The 17171-nt window shown below is 61.7% G+C and carries 18 protein-coding genes and 2 pseudogenes; 13 read left to right on the top strand and 7 right to left on the bottom strand.

Features of this window, described 5'->3' with window-relative positions; translation table 11 throughout:
• The first annotated feature begins 24 nt into the window (after positions 1-24).
• From NMG70_RS19650 to NMG70_RS19610, 9 genes and pseudogenes are all read left to right on the top strand, one after another.
• A complete protein-coding gene (locus tag NMG70_RS19650; protein ID WP_254026069.1) occupies positions 25-945 on the top strand; it encodes a DMT family transporter in 921 nt (306 codons plus the stop codon).
• A 213-nt stretch (positions 946-1158) separates the two neighbouring features.
• On the top strand, positions 1159-1668 hold the full coding sequence (gene mobB, locus NMG70_RS19645; RefSeq protein WP_254026068.1) for a molybdopterin-guanine dinucleotide biosynthesis protein B: 510 nt from the start codon (positions 1159-1161) through the stop codon (positions 1666-1668).
• 234 nt (positions 1669-1902) lie between these two features.
• Positions 1903-2685 (top strand): ABC transporter substrate-binding protein, encoded by a 783-nt coding sequence (locus NMG70_RS19640; RefSeq protein ID WP_254026067.1) that lies wholly within the window; start codon positions 1903-1905, stop codon positions 2683-2685.
• A 112-nt stretch (positions 2686-2797) separates the two neighbouring features.
• Complete coding sequence (locus NMG70_RS19635) at positions 2798-3511, top strand: ABC transporter permease (protein ID WP_254021124.1); 714 nt, start codon at positions 2798-2800, stop codon at positions 3509-3511.
• Positions 3508-4341: an ABC transporter permease gene (locus NMG70_RS19630; protein ID WP_077378084.1), complete on the top strand. Its 834-nt coding sequence runs from the start codon at positions 3508-3510 to the stop codon at positions 4339-4341. The genes NMG70_RS19635 and NMG70_RS19630 overlap by 4 nt, the downstream gene beginning before the upstream one ends.
• A gap of 58 nt (positions 4342-4399) precedes the next feature.
• Positions 4400-5275, top strand: a pseudogene (locus NMG70_RS19625) (NAD(P)-dependent oxidoreductase); the annotation flags it as partial.
• An 8-nt stretch (positions 5276-5283) separates the two neighbouring features.
• The gene (locus tag NMG70_RS19620) at positions 5284-5985 is read left to right on the top strand and encodes a DNA alkylation repair protein (RefSeq protein ID WP_254026065.1); all 702 of its coding nucleotides are present in this window, start codon (positions 5284-5286) and stop codon (positions 5983-5985) included.
• Complete coding sequence (locus NMG70_RS19615) at positions 5948-6526, top strand: GNAT family N-acetyltransferase (protein WP_254026064.1); 579 nt, start codon at positions 5948-5950, stop codon at positions 6524-6526. Before NMG70_RS19620 ends, NMG70_RS19615 begins: the two co-directional genes overlap by 38 nt.
• Before the next feature lie 47 nt (positions 6527-6573).
• Positions 6574-7143 (top strand): DUF3299 domain-containing protein, encoded by a 570-nt coding sequence (locus NMG70_RS19610; RefSeq protein ID WP_254026063.1) that lies wholly within the window; start codon positions 6574-6576, stop codon positions 7141-7143.
• 11 nt (positions 7144-7154) lie between these two features.
• Here the strand turns inward: NMG70_RS19610 and NMG70_RS19605 are convergent, their stop codons facing one another.
• The 4 genes from NMG70_RS19605 to NMG70_RS19590 all read right to left on the bottom strand — a co-directional run bounded on the left by NMG70_RS19605 (position 7155) and on the right by NMG70_RS19590 (position 9783).
• Positions 7155-7646 (bottom strand): Lrp/AsnC family transcriptional regulator, encoded by a 492-nt coding sequence (locus NMG70_RS19605; RefSeq protein WP_006333679.1) that lies wholly within the window; start codon positions 7644-7646, stop codon positions 7155-7157.
• Between the two features lie 119 nt (positions 7647-7765).
• Entirely contained in the window at positions 7766-8383 is a 618-nt protein-coding gene (locus NMG70_RS19600; protein ID WP_254026062.1) for a uracil-DNA glycosylase family protein, read from the bottom strand.
• Positions 8384-8398: 15 nt separating this feature from the next.
• A complete protein-coding gene (locus NMG70_RS19595; protein WP_254026061.1) occupies positions 8399-9010 on the bottom strand; it encodes a glutathione S-transferase in 612 nt (203 codons plus the stop codon).
• A 149-nt stretch (positions 9011-9159) separates the two neighbouring features.
• The gene (locus tag NMG70_RS19590; RefSeq protein WP_254026060.1) at positions 9160-9783 is read right to left on the bottom strand and encodes a thermonuclease family protein; all 624 of its coding nucleotides are present in this window, start codon (positions 9781-9783) and stop codon (positions 9160-9162) included.
• 75 nt (positions 9784-9858) lie between these two features.
• Between NMG70_RS19590 and NMG70_RS19585 the strand changes: the two genes are divergently transcribed.
• Together NMG70_RS19585 and NMG70_RS19580 are read left to right on the top strand one after the other, a co-directional pair.
• On the top strand, positions 9859-11379 hold the full coding sequence (locus NMG70_RS19585) for a sensor histidine kinase (protein ID WP_254026059.1): 1521 nt from the start codon (positions 9859-9861) through the stop codon (positions 11377-11379).
• A gap of 131 nt (positions 11380-11510) precedes the next feature.
• On the top strand, positions 11511-13316 hold the full coding sequence (locus tag NMG70_RS19580) for an FAD-dependent oxidoreductase (protein ID WP_367185561.1): 1806 nt from the start codon (positions 11511-11513) through the stop codon (positions 13314-13316).
• A 52-nt stretch (positions 13317-13368) separates the two neighbouring features.
• On the opposite strand, the gene NMG70_RS19575 is transcribed toward NMG70_RS19580, so the two are convergent.
• A complete protein-coding gene (locus tag NMG70_RS19575; RefSeq protein WP_254026058.1) occupies positions 13369-14370 on the bottom strand; it encodes a nicotinate-nucleotide--dimethylbenzimidazole phosphoribosyltransferase in 1002 nt (333 codons plus the stop codon).
• 184 nt (positions 14371-14554) lie between these two features.
• Here NMG70_RS19575 and NMG70_RS19570 point away from each other — a divergent pair, with 184 nt between their 5' ends.
• Together NMG70_RS19570 and NMG70_RS19565 are read left to right on the top strand one after the other, a co-directional pair.
• Complete coding sequence (locus tag NMG70_RS19570; RefSeq protein ID WP_254026057.1) at positions 14555-14788, top strand: DUF1289 domain-containing protein; 234 nt, start codon at positions 14555-14557, stop codon at positions 14786-14788.
• 7 nt (positions 14789-14795) lie between these two features.
• Positions 14796-15500 (top strand): TIGR02281 family clan AA aspartic protease, encoded by a 705-nt coding sequence (locus NMG70_RS19565; RefSeq protein ID WP_254026056.1) that lies wholly within the window; start codon positions 14796-14798, stop codon positions 15498-15500.
• Positions 15501-15525: 25 nt separating this feature from the next.
• On the opposite strand, the pseudogene NMG70_RS33295 reads toward NMG70_RS19565, so the two are convergent.
• A pseudogene (locus NMG70_RS33295) lies at positions 15526-15695 on the bottom strand (oxidoreductase); the annotation flags it as partial.
• A gap of 101 nt (positions 15696-15796) precedes the next feature.
• The gene (dusA, locus tag NMG70_RS19560; protein WP_254026055.1) at positions 15797-16792 is read right to left on the bottom strand and encodes a tRNA dihydrouridine(20/20a) synthase DusA; all 996 of its coding nucleotides are present in this window, start codon (positions 16790-16792) and stop codon (positions 15797-15799) included.
• Between the last annotated feature and the right edge of the window lie 379 nt (positions 16793-17171).

Raw genomic sequence — 17171 nt, 5'->3', positions numbered from 1 at the left:
TGCAGAACCACGGTGGTAACGCCCTTGCTTCTTTCCCCAAATCTTCGCGGCGCGCTGTTCATGGTGGTGGCCATGAGTGGTTTCACCCTCAACGACGCGATCACCAAAGTCGCGTCGGAGTCCATGAACATGGCGCAGGTCATGCTGATCCGCGGCGCCTTCGCGTCGCTTTTCGTAGGCCTGCTTGCCTGGCAACGCGGTGCGCTTGCCCTGCCCGGCTCGATGCTGCAGCCGATGGTGGCGATACGCGTGATCGGCGAAGCCGGCGCCACCGCGTCGTTTCTCATCGCCCTTGCCCATCTGCCGATTGCCAATGTCTCGGCCGTGCTGCAGGCGCTGCCGCTGGCGGTGACGATGGGCGCAGCACTTGTGTTCAACGAACGCGTCGGCTGGCGGCGTTGGCTGGCCATCGCCATCGGTTTTGCCGGCGTGCTGATCATCGTGCGGCCCGGCTTCGAGGGGTTCAGCATCTATTCGCTGCTGGCGCTGGCCTGTGTCGCCTGTTGTGCGGTGCGTGACCTCGCAACCAAGCGGATACCGCAAGCCATTCCGACATTGCTGGTGTCGACCACCACGGCACTCGCCATGACCATGCTCGGCGCGGCGCTGCTTTTGCCAATGGGTGGGTGGACCCCTATGACGGGAGAAAGCACGGCGTCGCTGGCAATGGCGGCAGTGCTCGTGGTCATCGGTTACCAGTTCATCATCATGGCGATGCGGGTGGGCGACATCTCGTTCATCGCGCCGTTCCGCTACACGGCCCTGCTCTGGTCGATCCTGCTTGGCCTGTTCATCTTCGGCGACGTCCCCGACCTGCCGATGATCCTCGGCGCCAGCGTCATCGTCGGTTCCGGCCTCTACGCACTTTACCGAGAACGGATCGTCGGCCGGCGAAAGACAGCCGCCGAAAGCGCTGGACCTGATATGGCGCCGGACGGCATATAGGGCTTGCCGTTCGCGACGAGTGACCGCATGGACGATAGGCAATGACCGAAAAGAGCGCCGGCATTTTTCTGGCCGATAGCCAGTCGCGGCGAATGGGCGGCGGCGACAAGAGCCTGCTGACGTCGGACCATCACACACACACGACCCTTTCCTGGACATCAATACATCAGACGACCTTGCCCGGGCCGAGGGTCTGTTGCAGAGCATGAAGCCATGATGAGACGCGTCTTCGGTATCACCGGCTGGAAGAATTCCGGCAAGACGACACTGACCGAAAAGCTGGTCGCCGAGCTCGTCCGGCGTGGCTGGAAAGTCTCGACGGTAAAACACGCCCATCATGACTTCGACATCGACAAACCGGGCGCGGACAGTTTTCGCCATAGGCAGGCCGGGGCCACTGAAGTCGCCATCGTGTCGGACAGGCGCTGGGCGCTGATGCACGAGTTGCGCGGCGAGGACGAACCAACGCTGGACGCAATCCTGTCGCGGCTCGGCACCCCCGACATCGTGCTGGTCGAAGGCTACAAGCGCGAGGCGCACAGCAAGATCGAGACGCGGCGGCTGGAAGCTAAGGACCGGGCCCCGCTTTCGGCAAACGATCCGCATATCGTCGCCATCGCCGCCAACTTCGCCATCGCCGACGAAAGCCTGCCTGTCTTCGATCTCGACGACACCAAATCGATAGCCGACTTCATCGAGCGCGCGACAGGTTTGACGCGCTGAGGGTACTGCCGAAGGAGCATCGGCCGCCCGCTGTTTCCTCGTTGGCCCCCCTGTTTTCCTCGTTGGTATGCCTGCCGCAACGTCAGTACTGTCTGGGAATGCGAAACCCGCAAGCAACGGTTTTACAGTTGCTTTTTCTTGGGAAAGAATGGGAGTATCGCGCCAGCGGCGGTCAACAGAACCGCCCACAGAGCCGTTCGGAACGACGGCCGGGAACATACAGAGAGGACTATCATGAGTACTGCACTGCGTATAGCGCTCGCCGCATCGGCCGCGCTGCTGACATTGGGCGTTGCCCAGGCTCAGGAGAAAACCTTGAGGATCGGCACGGAGGGAGCCTATCCGCCGTTCAACAACCTGACCGCTGATGGCCAGCTCGTGGGCTTCGACATCGATATCGCCAAGGCGCTTTGCGACGAGATGAAGGTGAAGTGCACTTTCGTCGCGCAGGATTGGGACGGCATCATCCCGGCCCTTCAGGCCGGCAAGTTCGACGCCATCGTCGCCTCGATGTCGATCACCCCGGAGCGTGCCGAGAAGGTCGACTTCACCAACAAATACTACAACACGCCGCCGGCGATCGCCGCGCCCAAGGACAGCGATATCAAAGGCGTGACCAAGGAGGACCTGGCCGGCAAGACGATCGGCGTGCAGGCGTCCACCACCCACTTCAATTATTCAACCAAGGCTTATACCGACAGTACAATCAAGCCGTACCCGACCGCGCAGGAATACCAGCTCGATCTCGCCAATGGCCGCGTTGATGCGGTCAACGACGACATCACCGTTCTCGAAGGCTGGCTTGCCACGCCGGACGGCGCCTGCTGCAAGCTGATCGGTGCGATCACGCCCGACATCGAGATCCATGGTCCGGGCGCCGGCATCGCGGTACGCAAGGGTGATACCGAGTTGGTCAATCAGTTCAACAAGGCGATCGACGCCATCCGCGCCAACGGAAAGTACAAGGAAATCAACGACAAGTACTTCAAGTACGACGTCTACGGCGGCGAGTCCTGATCCTTCCGGATTGACAGCGAACGACGGGACATCCCGCCGATTGCGCAAGGCGCGGCGCGCGAGAGCTGACGCCGCGCTCTCAAAAAAGCCATAGAGGAGAACAGGCAGGCGGATGCAAAGCGTTTGGACGCTGCTCAGTTGGGGACCCGAAGGCTGGCTCGACGATATCGCCTATGGTGTTTTCATCACCGTTTCGCTTGCAGCCGCGACCCTGCCTCTCGGTCTGGTGATCGGCTTTCTGGTTGCGCTGGCCAAGCAATCCAACGAGCCGTCGCTGCGGCTGGCCGGCAATATCTACACCACGATCTTTCGTGGACTGCCTGAGCTGCTGACCCTGTTCATGATCTTTTACGGCGCGCAAATCGGCATCCAGCAACTGATGCGCCTGTATGACCCGACCGCCGCGGTCGAAGTGAATGCTTTTGTTTCCGGCATGATCGCGCTCGGCGTCGTCTTCTCGTCCTACGCCAGCGAGGTCTTCCTCTCGGCATTCCGCGCCATCCCGAAGGGACAATATGAGGGTGGCTATTCGGTCGGCCTGTCTGGCTGGCAGACGATGCGCCTTGTGGTGCTGCCGCAGCTTGTCCGTATCGCGCTGCCGGGTCTTGCCAATCTGTGGCTCATCCTGCTCAAGGATACCGCCCTGGTTTCCGCCATCGGTCTTACCGACATATTGCGGCAAGCGGGCGTCGCCGCCCGCGTCACCAAACACGCCTTCCTGTTTTTCGGTGTTGCCGCGCTTATCTATCTGCTCCTCGCCATCATATCGTCCTTCGGCATCAATGCGATCGAACGTGCGGTCGGCCGCCAGCAGGTGCAGCGATGAGTGCGGCAGCAGCCGACGTGGCGACGAAGGTCGAAAAACCGCCAGCAATCCCGCACGGCTGGCCGCGCCAACGTATTCTCGGCTACGCGCTGGTCTGTATGTGGATAGCTTTTCTCGCCGGGATTGCTGCGTACCTCATTGTCGCCTGGAACGGCGAGCTTTTCGCGAAATATGCGCCGTCCTATGTGACAGGCCTGGGTGTGACGCTTTTGCTGGTCGCCATCTCGATCGTGCTTGGCGCGATCCTGTCGGTGCCGATCGCCTATGCCCGCATGTCGAAGAACCGGTTTCTTTCGGGTCTTGCCTATGCCTATGTCTATTTCTTCCGCGGCACGCCGCTGCTGGCCCAGACCTTCCTTGTCTATTACGGCGTAGGCTCCTTCCGGCCGCAGCTCGATATGATTGGCCTCTGGGGCTTTTTCCGCGAGGCGTTCAACTGCGCAATCTTCGCCTTCTCGCTCAATACTGCCGCCTATCAGGCTGAAATCCTGCGCGGCGCGATCGAGAGCGTGCCCAGGGGTCAGTGGGAGGGCGCCGCCTCGCTCGGCCTGCACAAATTGCAGACGATGTGGAAGATCATCCTGCCGCAGGCACTGATCGTGGCACTGCGTCCCTACGGCAACGAGATCATCCTGATGATCAAGGGCTCGGCGATCGTAGCCATCATCACCGTCTATGATTTGATGGGCATCACGAAGCTCACCTATTCGCGGACGTTCGACTTCCAGTCCTATGTCTGGGCGGCGATCATCTATCTGATCATTGTCGAAACGCTGCGCCACGCAGTCGAATGGATCGAACGGCGCATTACCATCCATCTGCAACGCTGACTCCCATCGCTTTGCCTGATCCGCTAAGAAGGCCGGAAAGCAGGCTTCTAAGGGATTCGAAAACATGGCATCGGTGGCATTTCTCGGTCTTGGCGTCATGGGCTATCCAATGGCCGGACATCTCAGGAACAAGGGCGGCCACGACGTCACCGTCTACAACCGCACCAGGGCAAAGGGCGAGCAATGGGTTGCCCAGCATGGCGGCAGTGTTGCCAACACGCCGACTGAGGCGGCCGACGGCAAGGATTTTGTCTTTTCCTGCGTTGGGAATGACGACGATTTGCGTGCGGTGACGATTGGAGCCGAGGGTGCATTCCAGTCGATGAAGTCGGGAGCCATCTTCATCGACAACACTACCGCCTCCGCTGAAGTCGCGCGCCAACTGGCGGAGAAAGCGCAATTGGGCGGTTTTTCGTTCCTCGACGCGCCGGTCTCCGGCGGTCAGGCCGGCGCCGAAAACGGCGTGCTGACCGTCATGGTCGGCGGCGAACAAAAAGCCTTCGACAAAGCAAAGCCCGTCATCGATGCCTATGCCCGCATGGTCGGGCTGATGGGTCCGGCCGGCTCGGGCCAGCTCACCAAGATGATCAACCAGATCTGCATCGCCGGTCTTGTCCAAGGGCTGGCCGAAGGCATCCATTTCGGCAAGAAGGCCGGGCTCGACATCGAGAAAGTCATCGAGGTGATCTCCAAGGGCGCGGCCGGCTCGTGGCAGATGGAGAACCGCCACAAGACGATGAATGCCGGCAAATACGATTTCGGCTTCGCTGTCGACTGGATGCGCAAGGATCTCGGCATCTGCCTGGCGGAGGCCGACCGCAACGGCGCCAAGCTGCCGGTGACGGCACTTGTCGACCAATTCTACAAGGATGTGCAGGGGATGGGCGGCAAACGCTGGGATACGTCTTCGCTGCTGGCGCGATTGGAAAAGTAGGTTTTGTCGTGGCCGAGCTTTCGCCACAATCCAGCGCCGAGGAGATTGTCGCCCATCTGCGCTCGATCGGCTCGCAGGAGAATCGCCTTGGCATGCTGCGCTACGGCATCAAGATCGAACGCGCGCTCGGTATCCCGCATGGCGTGCAGCGGCAGATCGCCAAGAAAATCAAGCGCAACCATAACCGTGCCTTCGAACTATGGCAGTCGGGCATCATGGAAGCGCAGTTCATCGCTTCCGTCACAGCCGATCCGAAGCGGTTTTCTGCTGCGGATGCAAGACGATGGGCGGCGACTTTCGACTCGTGGGATATCGTCGACGGCGTCTCCGATCTCTTTGTCGATACGGATTGCTGGAAGGAACTGATAGAAGAGTTTGCGGCCGACGAACGGGAGTTCGTCCGACGCACGGCTTTTGCGATGATGGCCTGGTCGGTCGTCCACCGGAAGAAGGAGCCAGAGGCGACCTTCCTCGACTTCCTGTCGATCATCGAAGCGCACGCTGGCGATGGTCGTAATTTTGTGAAGAAGGCAGTGAACTGGGCGCTTCGCTCTATCGGCAAGCGATCGCTGCATTTGCACGGCGCTGCCCTTGCCCTGGCACAGAAGCTGGCCGGATCGACCGACAAGACGGCGCGTTGGATCGGCAAGGACGCTGCAAGGGAGCTTTCCGATGCCAAAACGCTCGAGCGGCTCGCCAGGAAAGGCTGACCGGAACCAGATCCGCTTTACTGAGGTGACGCGATCGACGCGCGCCGATTTCGAGAACCTGTTCGAGCAGCCTGGCGCACCAAAATACTGCTGGTGCATGGCCTGGCGCCACCTTGAAAACCGCGAGCATGCGTCCAACAATGAGAGGAGACGGGCCATGATAGCGCTCATCGAAGCCGGCACGCCGGTCGGTATCGTCGCCCATGCCGAAGGCAAGATCGTCGGCTGGTGCTCGGTGGCGCCACGCGAGACCTATCGCAAGCTGTCGCAGGAGCCGGACGACAGCGAGGCAGGCATATGGTCGATCGTCTGCTTCTATGTGCCGAGGGCGTCGCGCGGCCGTGGACTGGCAAGCGCCCTGCTCGACGCGGCCATCGATCACGCCTTCGCCAAAGGCGCTAGGACGATCGAGGCCTATCCGGTCGACCAGGCATCGCCGAGTTACCGTTTCATGGGCTTTCGAGAGATGTTCGTGGCCCGCGAATTCCATGAGATCGGCATGGCCGGCTCTCGCCGACATGTGATGCGGCTCGAACGTTGACGCTGTCGGCGACGGCAGCTTTACTCCTGTCAAATGGAGAGCACACGATGAGCAGTCCTCTCAAATTGACAGCGGCGCTGGCGGCCGTGCTGATTTCCATAGCGGCGGGCAGCGCTTCCGCCGAAACCTCGCGCATATTCTGGAAGGACCTGCGCCCGGCGACCCAGCCCGCTGCCGAAAGTGTCGGATTGCCGATGGTCGCGGCAAAAATGCCTGACCGTGGCGAGACGCTGTCTCTCAATTTGCGAGACAAGGCCGTCCAACTGGCGGGATACGCGCTGCCGCTCGATCGGGACGGCGATCTCGTCTATCAGTTCCTGCTGGTACCGTGGACAGGGGCGTGCAGCCACATGCCGACGCCGCCGCCCAATCAGATCGTCCTCGTCACGCCCGCCCGCCCCTACAGGATGTCGCAAGCCTATCAGCCGGTTTCCGTGACCGGCGCCCTGGAGCCGGGCATGGAGAAAAGTCAGCTCTTCATCCTCGACGGTGTCAGCGTGATCCAGTCGGGTTACACAGTGCGCAAGGCGGAGGTGGCGAACGTCGATCTCGTGCCGGACACGATCACGCTACCGGCAAACTTGCCGTGGAGTTTCCTCAACAAAAAGAACAACTAAGCACAAAATCCTCAGGCGGCGTTGGCACCCGATTCCTTGTCCAGTACCATGTAGTCGAGCGGCATTTCGGTCGTGTATTTGATCTGTTCCATGGCAAACGACGACGAGACGTCGCGGATCTCGATCTTGGCGATCAGCCGCTTGTAGAAGGCGTCGTAAGCAGCGATGTCGGGCACCACCACGCGCAAGAGATAGTCGACGTCGCCGCTCATCCGGTAGAACTCGACCACTTCCGGAAATTCCTGAATGACCTCCGAAAAGCGGCGCAGCCACTCATGGCTGTGCGAATTGGTACGGATCGACACGAACACGGTAACGCGCACATTGACCTTTTCATGATCGAGGATGGCGACGCGCCGCTTGATGACGCCTTCCTCCTCGAGCTTCTGAATGCGCCGCCAGCAGGGCGTGGTCGACAGTCCGACTTTCTTGGCGACATCGGCGACCGCGAGCGTCGCGTCCTCCTGCAGGAGGCGGAGGATTTTTCTGTCAAGGCGGTCCATTGGGTGCTCCCACGGGGATAGATCAGGAATAGATTGGCTATAGTCCTTCTTATTTGGGCCATTCACAAGAAAGAAATTCTGCCAGATGGCGCAAAAGCGAGTGGTTTCTTGCTTACGCTTCAGCCGAGGCGATAGCGGATTTCCGATCTCAGAAACGGCAGCAAATCCATTTCAAACCACGGATTGCGCTTCAGCCAGCTGGTGTTGCGCCACGAAGGATGCGGTAGCGGCAGCACTTTCGGGGTGGTGGGCGCATTCCAGATGGTGCGCCAATCCATCACCGTCTCCGTCAGCGAGGGCCGGCGCGCCGCGCCCATGTGCCAGGATTGCGCATAGAGGCCGATCGTCAGCACCAGGTCGATGCGCGGCATCAGCGCCATCAGCGGCGCACGCCAGGCCGCTGCACATTCGTGGCGCGGCGGCAGGTCGCCGCCCTTGGCATCCTGGCCGGGAAAGCAAAAGCCCATCGGCACGATGGCGAATTTTGTCGTGTCGTAGAATTCTTCCGCGCTGACCCCCAGCCAGTTTCGCAACCGATCGCCGGAAGCGTCGGTGAACGGCATGCCTGACATATGCACCTTGGTGCCCGGTGCTTGGCTGGCAATCAGGATGCGGGCGCTCGACGACGGCCTGAGCACCGGGCGCGGCTCATGCGGCAGCGGCCGACCGACCGGGTTTTCGACGCAGATACGGCAGGCGCGCACCCTCGCCGCGAAGTTTTCCAGCTCTTCGCTCATGCTAAGGGCTCATTCTCAGGCGGCGGCGCTCGGCCGGCTGGAGATCGCCTGATGCCAGCGCAGCACGTTGGCACAGTCTTCCGGCACCTTGATACGCGCCGGCTTCATGAAGTCGATGGCAATCAGCCCGGTGATGTCGGCGATCGAATAGGCGTCGCCGGCAACGAATTCCCGGTTCGCCAACTCGTTGTCGAGGAGTTTTAGGAATCCAACGGCTTTCGGCTTGTTGGCCTCGCCCCATTCGGGGATTTGTGGAACTTCCCATTCCTTCATCGCCGGATGGACGTGTCGGAACGCGGCGGTGACGCGATTGAGCAAATTGAGCTCCATCCGTCTTTGCCACATCTCGACCAGGGCTTTGCCGAGCGCGCCGCGGCCGAACAACGCCGGTTCCGGATGCAGTTCCTCAAAATAGCGGCAGATGGCGACGGATTCGGTGATGACGGTGCCGTCGTCGAGCTCGAGCACCGGCAGACGCTGCAGCGGGTTGCGCGAACTGACCGGCTGCTCTCTGTGCTCCAGCGCGCCCATGTCGACGGGCACCAGCGGAACCTCAAGCCCCTTTTCCGCGAGGAAGACGCGAACCCGCCGTGGATTGGGCGCCCGGCCGCCGTCGAAGAGTTTCATCCCATCCTCCTTTCGCGCCGGCCCGACAACCGGAATCGCTTTCCGGAAAGCACAACGCGAGAATCAAAAAACCTGGCGCATGGCTTATGCGTCCGCATGGACGCACATCGCTCTGATCAGGTCTGTTGCAACAACTATAGGGTTGACCATCACCAGAAGCGAAAAATTTCTCGCAAGCCATCGCCGATCGAAGCCAGACGACCGTGCTTTCTTTCGACCACTTCGTGATCGTGGCTCTCGCGCCAATCCTGCGGCTCGTCGAAAGAGCCGGCCCAGATGCCGGCCTTGCCTGATCGGGCCGCGGCCTCCTCGGTTTCGAAATCGCCATAGGCAACTGCCCAGCCGGCCTCGACCTGGGCGCGGTTGAGATCCCTGCCGCCGGCGTCGCAATCGCCGAGCAGCCGGCCGTATCGGTCTCGCTGCCAGCCGGTGCAGGAGACGGGTTTTCCTGATATCAGACGTACCAGCGACTGCCGCGCCAGCTTGCCGCAGGGATAGGCGGCGCCGTCCTTGCGGCAGATTTGCGAATATTCTGGCGCATCAATGCCGCGCATGCGGATGCGCTCGGTACCGAGCGTGATCGTATCGCCGTCATTTACGACGGCGGCACCCTCGGTTTTGCGGGTCTCGATCCGATCAAGCCGCGCCGCCAGAAGGATCAGCAGACCGAGGACAAGCACGGCCACTGCGTAGTCTACCAGCCGGCGCCAGAGGCTTCGCGGCCGCGGCGGGACGTATCGCTGTCCCGGCCGCCGCGACCACGATCGGCTCATATGGCAAACCGTTGGTTAATCATTCGAACGTAGCTTAACAATTTGAAACCGCTGCCCGCATAAATTGAAGTCTCCATGCCCTCGCAACGCTCGACCACAGCGGACAAGTTTATTGTGGACCGCCGAAAACCCCATCGCAACAGCGATGTGGCGCGCGCGGTGCGCAAGACGCGCGACCGTCTTTCGCAGCAGGCCGGAAATCCTGATTTCGAACGCGAGCTTTTGAAACTCCACGCCCGTGCGATGATAGGCGGCGCGATCATAGTCCCGCTTCTCGTCCTGGCGACCGCCGCGACCGGTCTGTTTGCTGGCGTCGGTGAGGCAATTGGCGTCTGGGCGCTTTTCATACTCATCTGCTACGCCATCGTCGTGTTCATGGCGAGGCGCGTCGACCGAACGGAAGCTGCCGAACTCAACCCGCTGCAAACGCACCGTGATTTCCTGATAGGCCATTTCCTTTGCGGCCTGGGCTGGGCCTGGTTTGCCTGGCTCGGTTGCGACGCTTGCCAAGTCGACCAGTTCCAGTTGATCAAGGCGGTGGTGCTGCTGCTTGCCATGGCAGCGACCGCGATCACGGCGTCATCCTTGCGCGGCGCGTTGCTGGCGACTTTCGCCGTTCCGGTGGCCGCCTATGCCTATGCCGGCGCCAGGCAGTGGATGCCGGTCGAGTTGATCATGGCCGGGTTGCTGATTGTCTCGCTGCCCTTCTTCGCCTATGTGGCGCGCCGCCTCAATCGCTCGTCCTTGATGTTGCTCTCGTTCCGCTCCGAAAAGGACGCGCTGATCGCCGAACTGGACACGGCGAAATCGATGTCGGACGAAGCGCGGCGACGGGCGGAAGACGCCAACCTGGCGAAGTCGCGGTTTTTGGCCTCGATGAGCCACGAGTTGCGGACGCCGCTCAACGCTATCCTCGGTTTCTCGGAAGTGATGGCGAACGAGGTGCTCGGACCGATGAGCAATCCAACCTACCGCGACTATGCTCGCGACGTCCATGACTCTGGCCAGCATCTGCTCGACCTGATCAACGAAATCCTCGACCTGTCGCGCATCGAAGCGGGCCGCTACCAGCTCAACGAAGAGCCGATGATGCTGCTTTCCGTCGTTGAGGATTGCTGTCACATGATGGAGTTGAAGGCGCGCAACAAGGACATCCGTATCGTCCAGGATTTCGAAAACGCCTTGCCGCGCCTGTTCGCCGACGAACGCGCGGTGCGACAGATCGCGCTCAATCTTTTGTCGAACGCCATCAAGTTCACCGGGACTGGCGGCGAGATCCGCGTGCGCGTCGGCTGGACGGCGGGCGGCGGCCAATACCTCTCCGTCAAGGACAATGGGCCTGGCATTCCGGAAGACGAGATCCCGGTGGTGCTGTCCGCTTTCGGCCAGGGCTCGATTGCCATCAAGAGCGCCGAACAAGGCACCGGGCTTGGCCTGCCGATCGTCCAGAGCCTGCTCGCCCTGCATGGCGGCGAGTTCGAACTCCATTCCAAACTGCGCGAAGGCACTGAGGCGATCGCCATCTTTCCGTTGAGCCGGGTGATGGAGGAATTGCCGGCGCTGCCGACCAGGGCCGTTGCTGCGCGCCGGCGCTGAGCACTGGCTCACGAAAATCCGGCACCGGATGCCAGAATCGTTGCGGATAGGGCGATTTGGCAATAGCCTTGCCCAGGCAGGCCATCCAACGTGTCTTCCGAGCCAAGGCAATCAGGGGCCAAGGCAATCAAATGAACAGAAGACGTCTATTGCACACGGCAGCAGCGATCCCGTTCTTGCGGCCGTGGATGCTCGTGCCGGCACAGGCCGCGCCCCGTCCGACCTCGCGCATCCGTCCATCCGACCCGGAATGGCCAGCAGAAGGAAGTTGGGACCGGCTTGGCCGGCAAGTCGAGGGGCGACTCGTAAAGGTTCAGCCGCCGCTCGCCGCATGCATAAAGGCCCCGTCAGGCCCCCGCTGTACGGATGTCTTCAAGGAACTGAAGAACCCCTATTACCTCGGCGACGAGGTCGGGTTGACACAGACGCTAGGCTGGGTCGACGGCTGGACATCGCAGCCCAGCAAATATGCAGTCGTTGCCCGAATGAACGATGACGTTGTGGCGGCAGTCAATTTCGCCCGTGACAACAATCTGCGGCTCGTGGTGAAGGGCGGCGGCCACAGCTACCAAGGCACATCCAATGCCGCGGATTCCTTGTTGATCTGGACCCGGAAGATGAACGCCGTCACCGTGCACGATGCGTTCGTCGGTGTTGGCTGCGCCGGACGAGAACCGCCGCAGCCGGCGGTCACGATCGAAGCGGGCGCAATCTGGGGACAGGCCTATGACGCCGTCACCACGAAAGCGGGGCGCTATGTCCAGGGCGGTGGCTGCCTGACCGTCGGCGTCGCGGGCCTGATCCAAAGTGGCGGCTTCGGAAGTTTCTCGAAGGCTTATGGAATGGCGGCGGCGAGCCTGCTGGAAGCGGAGATCGTCACTGCCGATGGCGCCGTTGCAATTGCCAACGCCTGCACAAATCAGGACCTGTTCTGGGGGATCAAGGGTGGCGGTGGCGGCAATCTCGGGGTCGTGACCCGGCTCACGCTGCGAACGCACGAGTTGCCGGAATTCTTCGGCGCGGTGTTCGCCACGATCGATGGGACGTCCGACGCCGCCTTCCACCGACTGATCGTAAAGATCGTGGAATTCTACAGCAAGGCGCTGTTCAATCCGCACTGGGGCGAGCAGATTGCCTTCCGGCCGGGCAATGTTCTCGCGATTTCGATGGTATTCCAAGGTCTGGACCAACAGCAGGCCGAGACGATCTGGCGGCCGTTCTTCGACTGGGTGGCCGGTTCGCCGCAGGATTTCAGCCTCGAAGCGGAGCCGGTGATCATCGCCGTCCCGGCTCGAAATTTATGGGATCCCGAATTTCTCAAGAAAATACCCGGACTGGTGCTCGCCGACAACCGCCCCGATGCCGGCAAGGCCAACGTGTTCTGGGCAAGCAATCTGGAGGAGACGGGACAGGTTCTGCATGGCTACCAGTCTGCATGGATTCCGTCATCCCTTCTCCAGGCGGACCGGCAGCAGAACCTTGCCGACGCCCTATTCGCAGCTACCCGCCACTGGACTGTCTCCCTGCATGTCAACAAGGGTCTTGCGGGCGCTCCTGCCGAGGTGATTGACGCCGCCCGCCAGACGGCGACCAATCCGGTGGTGCTGGATGCTTTCGCGCTGGCCATCAGCGGCGCCGAGGGACCGCCGGCATACCCCGGCATTGCCGGTCGCGAACCCGACCGGGCGGCTGCCCGTCGACATGCGAGTGCAATCGACAAGGCCATGAACGAAGTACGCAAACTGATACCTGCCGTCGGCTCATATGTGGCGGAAAGCGATTTCTTCGACGAGAGGTGGCGAGACGCCTTTTGGGGTTCGAACTACATCAAGCTTCTCGCGGTGAAGGACCGATACGATCCGGACGGCCTCTTCTTCGTGCACCACGGAGTGGGCAGTGAGCGCTGGAGCGATGATGGTTTCACGAGATTGATATGACAAACCCTGTAGCTGCTGGCGGCGCGGTGCCAGCCCATAAATTAGGCTCTCATCACTGGGAACGAACCGCCTCCGCCATGCCCGAACTGGTAAGAGCCGCGGCTTTGACCAGGCCGGCGGCAAGTGCCGCCCCTGCCCCCTCGCCGTGGCTGACGCCGAGATCAAGCAGCGGGCGCAAGCCGAGCCGCTCGGCGGCCCGGGCATGCGCAGGATCTGGCGACAGGCTGGCAAGCAGGCAATGGTCGAGCGCGGCAGGGTTGGCAGCATGCAGCGTCGCGGCGGCGGCAGTCGCAACTAGCCCATCGAGCAGGACGGGGATCTTCTGCGTCCGGGCGGCGAGGATGGCGCCGGCAATCGCTGCGAACTCACGCCCGCCAATCCGGCGCAACGCTTCCAGCGGGTCCCTGAGACTTGTGCCGTGGAAGGCTAGCGCGGCATCGACCACTTCCGCCTTGCGCGCGCGCATCGATGCATCGGCGCCCGATCCCGATCCGACCCAATCGGCGCCACTGCCGCCGAACAGTGCGGCAAACAAGGCCGCTGCAACGGTGGAATTGCCGACGCCGAGGTCGCCAAGGCAAAGCAGATCGGCGCCGCCGGCGATCGCCTCCATCCCGAAGGCCATGGTGGCGGCACAGCCGCGCTCGTCAAGTGCTGCATCCTCGGTGATGTCGGCGGTTGGAATGTGCAGCGCAAGATCGAACACTTTCAGCCCGAGATTATTGGCGATGCAGATCTGGTTGATCGCCGCACCCCCGGCCGCGCAAAGCTCGACGGCGTTCGCCGTGGCAGCGACAGGCCGTGGCGAAATGCCATGGCGAGCGACGCCGTGATTGCCGGCGAAGATCGCCACCAGAGGTCGGCTCACTGCCGGCGGCGCACGGCCGCTCCAGGCGGCCAGCCAAGCCGCGATGTCCTCGATGCGGCCGAGCGAGCCTGTGGGGTTGTCGGCCTTGGCAAACAGCGCACGGACGCGGGCTTCGGCCGCCATGTCGGCCGGTGGCAGGGTCGCCAGAAGATTGCGAAAATCGTCGAAGGGCAGCGCGCTGGTCATGTCGTTGATGATCGTTCCCAGAGTTGGTGAGCGGCATAGCCGCCTTGCTCGGCCGGCACAACTGCTTGCATTGACGCGAAAAGCGGCTGCCGGCGGCCCATTCCGGAGGGCTTGCATTGGCGTTGCCGTTACACCATGTGGAGGCAAGACGAGGGATTCCTGACGGAACCCTGAGAGAATAAATATGACGGCCATCGAATCCCCATGCGTCCTGGTCTGTTCGATCGATATGAAAACCGGCTTCTGCTTCGGTTGCGGCCGCACGCGCGAGGAAATCGGCGCCTGGATCGAGATGACCCCTGAAATCCGCCGCAGCGTCATGGCCGAGTTGCCGGCCCGGCTGGAAACGGTTGAACGCAGATCGCGCCGGGAAACGCGCCGCACCCGCCTTGCGCGTGAACGCGACGCCCTCTCGTGAGCCATTTATGAACCGATTTTTCTGGGTTTTGATGATCGTGATCGGGGCAGGCGGCGTCCTGCTCATGCTCAACGATTCCGCCGGCAGCACATTCGGCGTCGAGAATTACGATTTCAGCCGCCTGATCTGGCTCGGCGCATTGGTCGCACTCATCGGCGCCGGCCTGCTCAGATCAGGCAGACCCTTGGGCACGATGGCCCGCAACCTCGGCACCTGGGCCGTCATCGTACTCGCACTGATTGCCGGCTATCAGTACCGCTATGAATTGCAGGATGTCGCCAGCCGGGTAACGGCTGGCCTTGTACCCGGCAGTCCGCTGGCATTGGGCCTGGAAGACGGCCACGCCACGGTGACCCTGGACAAGGCCGGCAACGGCCATTTCGAAGCGCGCATCATGGTCAACGGCACGCCGATCCGGGCCGTGGTCGATACCGGCGCCACCAGCACCGTGCTGACCGCCCAGGACGCGCAAGCGGCCGGATTCAATCCAGCCGCTCTCAATTTCACCATACCGGTCTCCACCGCCAACGGCATGGCGCGCGCCGCCGCCGTCAGAACCGACGAATTGACGATCGGCGGGATCGTGCGCAAGGACATGCCGGTCATGATCGCCGCGCCCGGCATGCTCGGCCAGAGCCTGCTCGGCATGAATTTCATCGGCTCACTATCCGGTTTCGACGTGCGCGGCGACCGCATGATCTTGCGCGATTGAACAGTAAAGGCCACTTCGGCGCTGCTCAGTGAACCTTGAGCATCTCGACCGCTTGATCAAACCGGCCGCCCAGCGCAGGTAGCCCACGCGCTCCACCAGTATCTCCTTGGGCGTCGGCTCCCGGCTGAACAACGCCATCGCCTCGTCGATGAACGCATTAAGCGGCATATACTCGTCGCGCGTCGACTGGCCGGGTGCCGCCGAAGCGCGATGCGATGCGCGCTCGATCCATGTCGCACGCGATCAAAGACTTGGAACAAGCGCAAGCGACCGCATGATCTTGCGCGATTGGACTGTCAGGCGGCTTCGGCGTCCGTCCCGCTAAAATCGACTGCAGCGAAAGCCGCCTTCAGCACATCCGGTCCGGCGCCGGGCCTTGTCGCATCGGTCGAAAGGATCTGCCGGTAACGGCGCGCACCGGGCAGGCCGTGGAACAGGCCGACCATGTGACGGGAGACATGGCCAAGCCGCCCGCCCCGCTCGATATGGCGTGCCGCATAATCCGCCATGGCATCGATCAGCGCGGCAAAATCGAACGTTTTGGGTTTGTCGCCGTAAAACGTCGCGTCGACGCCTGCCAGAATGCCCGGCGTGTGATAGGCGGCGCGTCCGAGCATGGCGCCGTCGACATGATCAATGTGGTCAAGCGCCTCTTCAAGTGATTGAATGCCGCCGTTGATGCCGATGAATTTGTTTGGATTTTTGGCCTTCAGCCGATAGACGCGGCCATAGTCGAGCGGCGGGATGTCGCGGTTTTCCTTCGGGCTGAGCCCTTCCAGCCACGCCTTGCGGGCATGCACCCACAGCGCGTCGGCGCCGGCCGCGAAAACCCCGTCCGCCAACGTATCGAGCGCCGGCTCAGGATCCTGCTCGTCGACGCCGATGCGGCATTTGACGGTGACGGAAATGCTGACAGACGCCTTCATCGCCACGACGCAATCGGCGACCAGGAGCGGTGCTTTCATCAGGCAGGCGCCGAACGTACCCGACTGGACGCGGTCGGACGGGCAGCCGACATTGAGGTTGATCTCGTCGTAGCCGAAGGCCTCGCCGATACGCGCCGCCTCGGCGAGCTTCTGCGGATCGGAGCCGCCGAGCTGCAACGCAACCGGATGTTCCGTACCATCGAAGCCGAGCAAGCGCTCGCGCTCGCCGTGGATGACCGCGTCGGCAACGACCATCTCGGTGTAGAGCAAGGTCCGCCGCGTCAACTGGCGATGGAGGAACCGGCAATGCCGGTCCGTCCAATCCATCATCGGTGCGATGGCGAATTTATTGTATTTTTCAAACATTTATCAGCAATTTTCAAACCACACTGAGATTGGACAGACTGACATTGCCGGCCTCTGTGATATGTGACTCATTTCATTCTATTTTTCAAAGCGTAACCATCAATGTCACTCAACCCCGCTTTTCTGCTCATACCGCCAATGAAGGGCGATCTCATGTCGCGCTTCTGGATGATCAAGACGGCGGAGGATGAATTCCGGGTCCCGGATCGCCTCTCCCAAAGCATAAAGCGATGGCAACACCGCGACACCAGCGCCCATGACAGCCATTTGGCGAACGGCGCATATGATGTTCCTTCATTGATAGCTGAAAGCTATGGATCGAACAGAAAATTACCATTGGTTTCATCGATCTCCGGTCACCAAGTGTCCCCGGGGGCGG

The sequence above is a fragment of the Mesorhizobium ventifaucium genome (genome assembly GCF_935822925.1).
In the GTDB taxonomy this organism is placed as follows: Bacteria; Pseudomonadota; Alphaproteobacteria; order Rhizobiales; family Rhizobiaceae; genus Mesorhizobium; species Mesorhizobium ventifaucium.
The sequence above is the reverse complement of the archived record's forward strand: the minus strand, read 5'-3'. Positions and strand labels throughout refer to the sequence as shown.

Coding starts and splice junctions, on each gene's coding strand:
- mobB (WP_254026068.1), top strand. CDS start 1,159: ATGATGAGACGCGTCTTCGGTATCACCGGCTGGAAGAATTCCGGCAAG.
- NMG70_RS19640 (WP_254026067.1), top strand. CDS start 1,903: ATGAGTACTGCACTGCGTATAGCGCTCGCCGCATCGGCCGCGCTGCTG.
- NMG70_RS19635 (WP_254021124.1), top strand. CDS start 2,798: ATGCAAAGCGTTTGGACGCTGCTCAGTTGGGGACCCGAAGGCTGGCTC.
- NMG70_RS19630 (WP_077378084.1), top strand. CDS start 3,508: ATGAGTGCGGCAGCAGCCGACGTGGCGACGAAGGTCGAAAAACCGCCA.
- NMG70_RS19615 (WP_254026064.1), top strand. CDS start 5,948: ATGCCAAAACGCTCGAGCGGCTCGCCAGGAAAGGCTGACCGGAACCAG.
- NMG70_RS19610 (WP_254026063.1), top strand. CDS start 6,574: ATGAGCAGTCCTCTCAAATTGACAGCGGCGCTGGCGGCCGTGCTGATT.
- NMG70_RS19605 (WP_006333679.1), bottom strand. CDS start 7,646: ATGGACCGCCTTGACAGAAAAATCCTCCGCCTCCTGCAGGAGGACGCG.
- NMG70_RS19600 (WP_254026062.1), bottom strand. CDS start 8,383: ATGAGCGAAGAGCTGGAAAACTTCGCGGCGAGGGTGCGCGCCTGCCGT.
- NMG70_RS19595 (WP_254026061.1), bottom strand. CDS start 9,010: ATGAAACTCTTCGACGGCGGCCGGGCGCCCAATCCACGGCGGGTTCGC.
- NMG70_RS19590 (WP_254026060.1), bottom strand. CDS start 9,783: ATGAGCCGATCGTGGTCGCGGCGGCCGGGACAGCGATACGTCCCGCCG.
- NMG70_RS19585 (WP_254026059.1), top strand. CDS start 9,859: ATGCCCTCGCAACGCTCGACCACAGCGGACAAGTTTATTGTGGACCGC.
- NMG70_RS19580 (WP_367185561.1), top strand. CDS start 11,511: ATGAACAGAAGACGTCTATTGCACACGGCAGCAGCGATCCCGTTCTTG.
- NMG70_RS19575 (WP_254026058.1), bottom strand. CDS start 14,370: ATGACCAGCGCGCTGCCCTTCGACGATTTTCGCAATCTTCTGGCGACC.
- NMG70_RS19570 (WP_254026057.1), top strand. CDS start 14,555: ATGACGGCCATCGAATCCCCATGCGTCCTGGTCTGTTCGATCGATATG.
- NMG70_RS19565 (WP_254026056.1), top strand. CDS start 14,796: ATGAACCGATTTTTCTGGGTTTTGATGATCGTGATCGGGGCAGGCGGC.
- dusA (WP_254026055.1), bottom strand. CDS start 16,792: ATGTTTGAAAAATACAATAAATTCGCCATCGCACCGATGATGGATTGG.